The sequence below is a fragment of the Spirillospora sp. NPDC046719 genome (genome assembly GCF_040645715.1).
GTDB lineage: Bacteria > Actinomycetota > Actinomycetes > Streptosporangiales > Streptosporangiaceae > Spirillospora.
In genome coordinates, this window is the sequence record NZ_JBEYYT010000423.1 from 1 (window position 1) to 8,008 (window position 8,008).

At 73.2% G+C, this 8,008-nt stretch carries 7 protein-coding genes and 1 riboswitch; of the genes, 2 read left to right on the forward strand and 5 right to left on the reverse strand.

The features are described from left to right. Window positions 1-26: 26 nt before the first annotated feature. The 4 genes from ABZ914_RS41615 to ABZ914_RS41630 form a co-directional block, all read right to left on the reverse strand. Entirely contained in the window at window positions 27-1,682 is a 1,656-nt protein-coding gene (locus ABZ914_RS41615) for an acetolactate synthase large subunit (protein WP_433246905.1), read from the reverse strand. 263 nt (window positions 1,683-1,945) lie between these two features. After that, window positions 1,946-2,965 (reverse strand): LLM class F420-dependent oxidoreductase, encoded by a 1,020-nt coding sequence (locus ABZ914_RS41620; RefSeq protein ID WP_500200180.1) that lies wholly within the window; start codon window positions 2,963-2,965, stop codon window positions 1,946-1,948. 186 nt (window positions 2,966-3,151) lie between these two features. Next, window positions 3,152-3,352, reverse strand: a complete 201-nt coding sequence (locus ABZ914_RS41625; RefSeq protein WP_433149742.1) for a DUF397 domain-containing protein — start codon at window positions 3,350-3,352, stop codon at window positions 3,152-3,154. Further along, complete coding sequence (locus ABZ914_RS41630) at window positions 3,349-4,191, reverse strand: helix-turn-helix domain-containing protein (RefSeq protein WP_387029068.1); 843 nt, start codon at window positions 4,189-4,191, stop codon at window positions 3,349-3,351. Before ABZ914_RS41630 ends, ABZ914_RS41625 begins: the two co-directional genes overlap by 4 nt. 193 nt (window positions 4,192-4,384) lie before the next feature. On the opposite strand from ABZ914_RS41630, the gene ABZ914_RS41635 reads away from it, so the two are divergent. Continuing rightward, window positions 4,385-5,131, forward strand: a complete 747-nt coding sequence (locus tag ABZ914_RS41635; protein ID WP_500200182.1) for an ATP-binding protein — start codon at window positions 4,385-4,387, stop codon at window positions 5,129-5,131. Here the strand turns inward: ABZ914_RS41635 and ABZ914_RS41640 are convergent. Then, window positions 5,042-5,824 (reverse strand): TetR/AcrR family transcriptional regulator, encoded by a 783-nt coding sequence (locus ABZ914_RS41640; protein WP_500200183.1) that lies wholly within the window; start codon window positions 5,822-5,824, stop codon window positions 5,042-5,044. The two genes, ABZ914_RS41635 and ABZ914_RS41640, sit on opposite strands and share 90 nt — an antisense overlap. Before the next feature lie 116 nt (window positions 5,825-5,940). After that, window positions 5,941-6,064, forward strand: a riboswitch (cobalamin riboswitch). Between the two features lie 137 nt (window positions 6,065-6,201). Here ABZ914_RS41640 and ABZ914_RS41645 point away from each other — a divergent pair. Further along, on the forward strand, window positions 6,202-8,008 hold a 1,807-nt coding region (locus ABZ914_RS41645), incomplete at its 3' end, for a VWA domain-containing protein (RefSeq protein ID WP_500200185.1).

An 8,008-nucleotide genomic window follows, 5' to 3' on the forward strand; every position in this document is an offset into this window, starting at 1 on the left:
GAGACCATGAACGCGGCGGCGGGTGATCAGAACGGGCCGGTCAGATCGCCCAGCTTGTCGGTCAGCTGCAGGTTGTGGGAGTAGTCCACCGGGACGGTGATGACGGACACGGCGTCCTCGGCGAGGGCCTTGCGGAGGGTGGGGAGGAGCTCGGCGGCGGATTCCACCCGGTAGCCGCGGGCGCCGAAGCTCTCGGCGTACTTCACGAAGTCGGGGTTGCCGAACTTGATGTGGGAGCTGGTGCCCATGTCGAGGTCCATCTTCCACTCGATCAGTCCGTAGGCGGAGTCGTCCCAGATCAGGACGGTGATCGGGATGTTCTCGCGGACGGCGGTCTCCAGTTCCTGGGAGTTCATCAGGAACGCGCCGTCGCCGGTGGCGGCGAGGACCCTGCGGTCGGGGTGGGCGAGCTTGGCGGCGATGGCGCCGGGGACGGCGAAGCCCATGGACGACAGGCCGTTGGAGACGAGGAGCGTGTTCGGCTCGTACGTCGGGTACATGCGGGCCATCCACATCTTCACCGCGCCGGTGTCGGCGAGGACGATGTCGGCGCGGCCCATCGCGGAGCGGACGTCGGCGACGATGCGGCGGGGCGAGAGCGGGAAGCCGTCCTCGGTGGCGCCCTCGGCGAGCTCGTCGCGCATCATCCGGCGGATCTTCTCGCCGGTGCCGTTGACGTCCCAGCGGCGGTGGACGCTGTCGGCGAGGGCGCGCAGGGAGCGGGAGATGTCGCCCTGGATGCCGACGGTGACGGGGTAGTGGTCGTCGACCTCGGCGGGCGACTGGTGGATGTGGATGATCTTCTTGTCGGCGTTCGGGTTGATCTTGACGGGGTCGAACTCCTGGAGCTCATAGCCGACGGCGATCAGGACGTCGGCCTCGTCGAAGCCGAAGTTCACGTAGTCGTGGCGCATGAAGCCGACGGCGCCGAGGGCGTTGCGGTGGTCGTCGGGGAAGACGCCCTTGCCGTTGAAGGTGGTGGCGACGGGCAGGCCGAGGCGCTCGGAGAAGTGGATCAGCGCGTCGCTGGCGCGGTCGCGGGTGGCGCCGTGGCCGGCGAGGACGATCGGCTGCCGGGCGAGGGCGATCACGTCGGCGGCGCGGGCGATCTGGGACGGCGACGGCTCCTGCGGCCGGACGATGTTGACCGGCAGCGGCTTGAGCGCGTCCGAGACCTTCGCGGACTCGACGTCCTCGGGGATGGCGAGGTAGACGGCGCCGGGACGCTCGGTCTGCGCGGTCTTGAACGCCTTGCGGACCATCTCCGGCAGCGCCTCGGCGGTCGGGGCCAGCTCGGACCACTTGGTGATGGGGCGGAACAGCGACACCAGGTCGACGATCTGGTGCGACTCCTTGTAGATGCGGTCGAGGCCGACCTGCGCGGAGATCGCGACGACGGGGGTGCTGTTGGTGGTGGCGTCCGCGACGCCGAGCTGCAGGTTGATCGCGCCGGGGCCGAGGGTGGCGGAGGCGACGCCGGCCTTGCCGGTGAGGCGGCCGTAGATCTCGGCCATGAACGCGGCGCCCTGCTCGTGGCGGACGAGGATGTAGCGGATGGGGGAGTCGTTCAGGGCGTGGACGAAGTGGATGTTCTCCTCGCCGGGTATGCCGAAGACGTATTCGACGCCTTCAGCCTCGAGAGTCCTCACGAGCAGCCGGGCGGCGTCTTCCTGCGTGGACATCGTGTGTCCCATCTCCAGTCTCTGATCTCCGGGTGCCTTCGGTGCAGCACCCGGTTCGCCGCCTCCATTCCATCGCGTCGTGTGTGATCGGTTACGGGCGACCCACCCCGAAATGGGGAGGGGCGGCCCGGCCTGAACCGGACCGCCCCTCCCCATGCCCCGGTCACTCGGGGTGGTCTGATCACGAACGTAGAACCCGCGCCTCGACGGCGGGAACTTTCCGTTACGTAATAATTCTGGGCGAAAAGGTACGAACCTCTTGCTCAGCCGTCGACCATCTCCCTGATCGCGCGGAGCGTCGGCTCGTCCTTCACTCCGGCGATCAGCACGGTGCTCACCGGGCTGTCGCGCCACAGTTGGAGCCGCTCCTTGATCCGGCCGATGGGGCCGAGCAGCGAGATCGAGTCGGCGAGGTCGTCGGGGACGGCCTTGATCGCCTCGTCGCGGCGGCCGTCGAGGAACAGCTCCTGGACGCGCTGGGCCTGCTCCGCGTAGCCGAGCCGGCCGATGAGGTCGAGGTGGAAGTTGCGGTCCTTGGCGCCCATCCCGCCGATGTAGAACGCGAGGGGGATCTTGGCGAACTCCAGCGCGGACGCCAGGTCGTCGGTGACGATCGTGGTGACGGTCGCGGCGATCTCGAAGCCGTCCGGGCGGTTCGCCAGCGACGCGCCGAACACCGGCTCGATCTGCTCGGGGTCGACGAACAGCGGCAGCCAGCCCTGCGCGACCTCGGTGGACAGCGCGACGTTCTTCGGCCCCTCGGCGCCGAGGTAGACGGGGATCTCCGGCCGGACGGGGTGGACGATCGACTTCAGCGGCTTGCCGAGGCCGGCGCCGCCCGGGTACGGCAGCGGGTAGTGCGGGCCCGCGCTGGTGACCGGCTCCTCGCGCCGCCAGACCTGCCGGACGATGTCGAGGTACTCGCGGGTGCGGGCGAGCGGCTTGGGGAACGGCTGCCCGTACCAGCCCTCCACGACCTGCGGGCCGGACGCGCCGAGGCCGAGGATCATGCGGCCGCCGGACAGCGCGTCGAGGGTGAGCGCGTGCATCGCGGTCGCGGCGGGCGTGCGCGCCGACATCTGGACGACGGCGGTGCCGAGCTTGATCCGGGACGTGCGGGCCGCGTACCAGGCGAGCGGGGTGAACGCGTCGGAGCCGTAGGCCTCGGCGGTGAAGACCGAGTCGTATCCGCAGCGCTCGGCGGCCAGCACCGTCTCGGTCTGGTCGTCGGGGTGCTGCTGCCAGTAGCCGACGTTGATGCCGAGCTTGAGTTCCGCGGTCACGATGCCATCCTCCGGGTCGCCGGGGCCGCGTCGCCGGGTCGGCGCCGCACGGGCGATACTAGAACACGTTCTACTTTCCAGGGAAGGGCGGGGTCACCGCCCCGGTCCCGGTTCCGGACCTGGTGCGGCGTGCGGGCACGGCGAAGGGCCGCGGCGACGTGCGCCGCGGCCCTCCGGAACTCGTGCTCAGACCTCCCGGATGGAGTCGAGGAGGGTCTGCCAGGCGTCCGGCGTCAGCACCAGGGCCGGTCCGCCGGGGTCCTTCGAATCGCGAACAGCGCGCAGATCGCTGGAGAGGGGGGCCACCTCGACGCACTGGTCGCCGCTCCCGCTGTGGGAGGACTTGCGCCAGGTGGCTCCGTTGAGTTCGCGCTGCAGGTTGGTCACAGGCTGCTCCTTGCTGCCTCGGCTATGAGGTGCGCGGATTCCTCGGGGGACAAGGCGGCCGCCTCGATCCGATCGAAGCGGTCCCTATGTTTTGCTATTGCCTCGCTGCTCTCAAGGTAAACGTCGCCCATGGTCCCCTCTACGTAGGCGATATCGGGGTCAGCGGGGTCCGGATACGACAAAATGGTGAAACGTCCGTCAAGGCCCGCATGTCCCCCCTGTGTGAACGGGAGGACCTGAACGGTCACCGTCGGGCGTTTCACGGCCTCCACCAGAGACTCCAGCTGGGCCCGCATCACCTCGCGGCCGCCGATGGGCCGGCGCAGCACCGCCTCGTCGAAGATCACCTGGAGCCGGGGCGCGCTCTCGCGGTCGAGCAGCGCCTGGCGGATCTTGCGGGCCGCGATGCGGCGCTCGATGTCCTCCTGCGCGGGCAGCAGCCGGCCGGCCGTGATGACGGCGCGGGAGTACTCCTCGGTCTGCAGCAGGCCGTGGATGAGCTGCGGGTCCCAGGTGCGGATGTGCGACGCCTCGTCCTCCAGCGCGACGTAGCTGCCCGCGAAGACGTCCTGGTAGGCGGTCCACCAGCCGCGCTGCCCCGCCTGCCTGGCCAGCGTGATCAGCGCGTCGCGGTCGGGGCTCGGAACGCCGTACAGGTCGAGGATGTCGGCGATGTCGCCGGGGCGCGGCCGGGTCTGGCTGGTCTCCAGCCGGGAGACGGTGGCCCGGGACCAGTCGAGGCGGTCCGCCACCTCCTGCAGGGTGAGTCCCTGCTCCTCGCGCAGCTTGCGGAGCTCCCGCGCCAGACGGCGGCCACGAACGGTGGGGCGGTAGGTCATGGGAGCGAAGTCTCGCCGCTCTCGGGCCGCGCCACAACGCGATTGGCGAACCCGGCACCGAGGGCAGGGCAATTCCATCAAGGCGCTTGCGTACGTGAGAATCTCACGAGAGTCTTGAATGCGTGACTGCTCGGGGACCGATAGTGACGGCGACCGGACCGCGCTCCCGGCAGACGGCCCGCGGGAGGCACTCGTGAAGACCCCGCCTGAGACCACCGACGCGAGCCAGCGCGCGCCGCGGCGCACCGCCGGGCCGCGCGCCGGGCACGACCGGTCGGCCGCCCCGGCCGCCGACCCCGCGGCGCCGCCCGGCGCCCCCTCCGACCAGGCGGCCGACCTCGCCGCGGACATGATGACCGACGCCGCCGCCATGGCCGACGCGATGGCCGCCGGGGGCGCGCGCGGGCCGGGCGGCGCCAGGCCGGGCTGGGTGTGGGCGCTCCCCGGCGGTCCCGGCTGCGCGAGCCATGCCCGCCGCGTGCTGCGCGACGCGCTCGCCTCGCTCGGCGTGCGGGACGAGGCGATCGGCGACGCGCAGCTGATGGTGAGCGAGCTGGCCACCAACGCGCACCAGCACGCCGGCGACCACGGCCCGCACGAGCTGTGGCTCTACCTGGGCGACCCGCCCGGCGCCGAGCCCCGCCCGTCCGGCGCCCCGGCAGGCCCGGGTGCCCTGGCCGGTCCCGGCCTCCCGGGTGCCCCGGTCGCTGCCGAGGTGCGGTGCGCCGTCTTCGACGCCTACGTCGACGCGTCGCTGCCCGGCTACTCGTGGACGTCCGGGGACTGCGGGCGCGGTCTCAGCATCGTCCGGGAGCTGTCGCGGGGCCGCTGGGGCATGCTGCGGACGCTGTCACGGCTCGGCCCGGGCGTCCGCGGCAAGGCCGTCTGGTTCGCCGTCCCGGTGCGCGGCGGCGCGAAGCAGCCGGTCCCCGGCCTCTAGGCGCCCCCCGCCCGCCGCGTCCTGGGCCTCCAGCGCGGGGGCGATGTCGGTGACCAGCGACATCAGCGACCTGGTCAGCAGCGTCTGCACCTGCGCGCGGTCGAGGGTCCGCTCCTGGAGCCACTGCCGCGTCGCCGCGTCCGCGAGCCCGGAGTAGACGCGCAGGACGGCCCGCAGCGTGCCGGTCGGCGCGGGCACCCGCAGGACGGCGAGCATGTGCTCGACCGTCCGGTCGCGGAACCGGTTGACGAGGTGGAGCAGCTCCGGGTCCTGCCCGAAGCCCTCCGCGTCCAGCGCCGCGAACCAGGTGGTGGCGTTCCGCTCGGCGGTGTCGAGGAACAGGTTCACGCACAGCTCGACCGTCTCGGGCAGCGTCATCCGCTCGTCCGGGGGCGGCGCCTGCACCGCCGCGGTGGCCGTCAGGCCCTGGACGACCTTGAGGAACAGCTCCCGCTTGGTGCCGAAGTAGTAGTGGATGAGCCCGCGCTGGACGCCGGCCTCGCGGGCGATCGCCGCGGTGGCCACCTCCGCGTACGGCAGCTCGGTGAACATGCGGCGCGCGACGTCGAGGATCTGGTCGCGCCGCTCGTCGCGCGGCAGGCGCTGGTAGCGGGCCTTCGGGCTCCTGGTGTCGCCCGGGTGCGGCGTCGCGGCTCCGGCGGCCTCGCCGCGCGGGGCTGCGCGTCGCTCCATACCGACCAGTAGACCATCTCATTGGCGTATCGCCAACATTGACCGGCACTGCGCCGATAGATGGCCGGGTCGAGCGCGTCCGGCCGGTGTGCGATCCTGGGCGGGCGACGGACGCGGAGGAACCCGGTGCGAATCCGGGGCTGTCCCGCAACTGTGACCAGGGGAGCCCCCCTCGACACGGCCACGGCACGCGGTGCTGGAAGGCCGAGGGGGAGCGGTGATCCGGGAGCCAGGAGACTCCGGCCGTCGGACAGGCACCGCCACGGGCGTGGACACCCGAGGAAGGATGACGAGACGTGCGACCTGCGTCGGCGCCGGACACCGGCCGGCCGGAGAGGCGCGCCCGCGAGCGCTACCCCTTCTCCGCCGTCGTCGGAATGGCCGATCTGAAGCTCGCCCTGCTGATCAACGCGGTGTCGCCGGGCGTCGGCGGCGTGCTGGTCCGCGGCGAGAAGGGCACCGCGAAGTCGACGATCGTGCGCGCCCTGGCCGGGCTGCTGCCCCCGGTGCCGGCCGTGCCGGGCTGCCGGTTCTCCTGCGACCCGGACGATCCCGACCCGGCGTGCCCCGACGGCCCGCACGCCCCGGGCGAGGCGGGGACGCGGGACGCGCGGCTGGTCGAGCTGCCGGTGGGCGCGTCCGAGGACCGGCTCACCGGCTCGCTGGACATCGAGCGCGCGCTGACCGAGGGCGTGAAGGCGTTCGAGCCGGGCCTGCTCGCGGCCGCGCACCGCGGCGTCCTGTACGTCGACGAGGTCAACCTGCTCCATGACCACCTGGTCGACCTGCTGCTGGACGCGGCGGCCATGGGCGAGTCGTACGTGGAGCGCGAGGGCGTCTCCGTCCGGCACGCGGCACGGTTCCTGCTGGTCGGGACGATGAACCCGGAGGAGGGCGAGCTGCGCCCGCAGCTGCTGGACCGGTTCGGGCTGACCGTCGAGGTCGCCGCGACCCGCGACCCGGCCGAGCGCGCCGAGGTCGTCCGGCGGCGGCTGCGGTTCGAGGACGACCCGGACGGCTTCGCCGCGGCCTTCGCCGCGGACGAGGCGGACCTGGCCCGGCGGATCGCCGCCGCCCGCCGCCGGCTGCCCGGCGTGGAGCTGACCGACGCCGCGCTCCGGCAGATCACCGCCGTATGCGCGTCGTTCGAGGTGGACGGCCTGCGCGCCGACCTGGTGACGGCGCGGGCCGCGATCGCGCTGGCCGCCTGGCACGGCCGCGACGCGGTGACGGCCGACGACGTCCGGACGGCGGCGCGGCTAGCGCTGCCGCACCGGCGCCGCCGCGACCCGTTCGACGCGCCGGGCCTCGACCGGCAGAAGCTCGACGAGGTGCTCGAAGAGCACGGCGACGAGCCGGAGCCGCCCGACGACCCGGGACCTCCCGGCGACGGCCCGGACGGCCCGGACGGCCCGGGCGGTCCGGGCGGCCCGGACGGGGGAGGCGGCGGCCTTCCCGACGGCTCCGGGGAGGACGCGCCCGTCCCGCCGCCGGCCGACCCGCCCCCGGAGGAGACACCGCAGTCCGGGGAGAGCGGCGGCCCGGGGCGGTCGGGCGAGAGCGAGCCCGCGCCGGCGGACGCCGCCTACAAGCCGCGCCTTTTCACCGTCCCCGGGCTGGGCGAAGGCGCGCCGGGACGGCGTTCCAAGGCGCGCAGCCCGTACGGACGCGTGTCAGGCGCACGGCCGGGCGCGCGCGGGCTGCACCTGACGGCGACGCTGCGCGCGGCGGCACCGCACCAGCGCGCGAGGGGACGCACCGGTTCCGGTCTGGTCGTCCAACCCGAAGACCTGCGCGAAGCGGTCCGCGACGGACGGGAGGGCAACCTCGTCCTGTTCGTCGTCGACGCCAGCGGTTCGATGGCGGCGCGCAAGCGGATGCGCGCGGTGAAGGGCGCCGTCCTCAGCCTCCTCCTCGACGCCTACCAGCGGCGCGACAAGGTCGGCCTCATCACCTTCCGGGGCCGGGACGCCGACCTGGCGCTGCCGCCTACGTCGTCGGTGGAGGCCGGGGCGCGCCGCCTCGACGCGCTGCCGACCGGGGGCCGCACCCCGCTGTCCGCCGGGCTGGCGCGGGCCGCCGAGGTGCTGCGGGTCGAGCGGCTGCGCGACCCGGCCCGCCGCCCGCTGCTGGTCGTGGTGATTCTACGACGGGCTCGTCGGCCCCGGGACCGGGACGTTCCTC

Bases quoted from the DNA above. Each gene is read 5' to 3' on its own strand.
- ABZ914_RS41615 (WP_433246905.1), bottom strand. From the start codon at position 1,682: ATGTCCACGCAGGAAGACGCCGCCCGGCTGCTCGTGAGGACTCTCGAG.
- ABZ914_RS41640 (WP_500200183.1), bottom strand. From the start codon at position 5,824: ATGGAGCGACGCGCAGCCCCGCGCGGCGAGGCCGCCGGAGCCGCGACG.
- ABZ914_RS41630 (WP_387029068.1), bottom strand. From the start codon at position 4,191: ATGACCTACCGCCCCACCGTTCGTGGCCGCCGTCTGGCGCGGGAGCTC.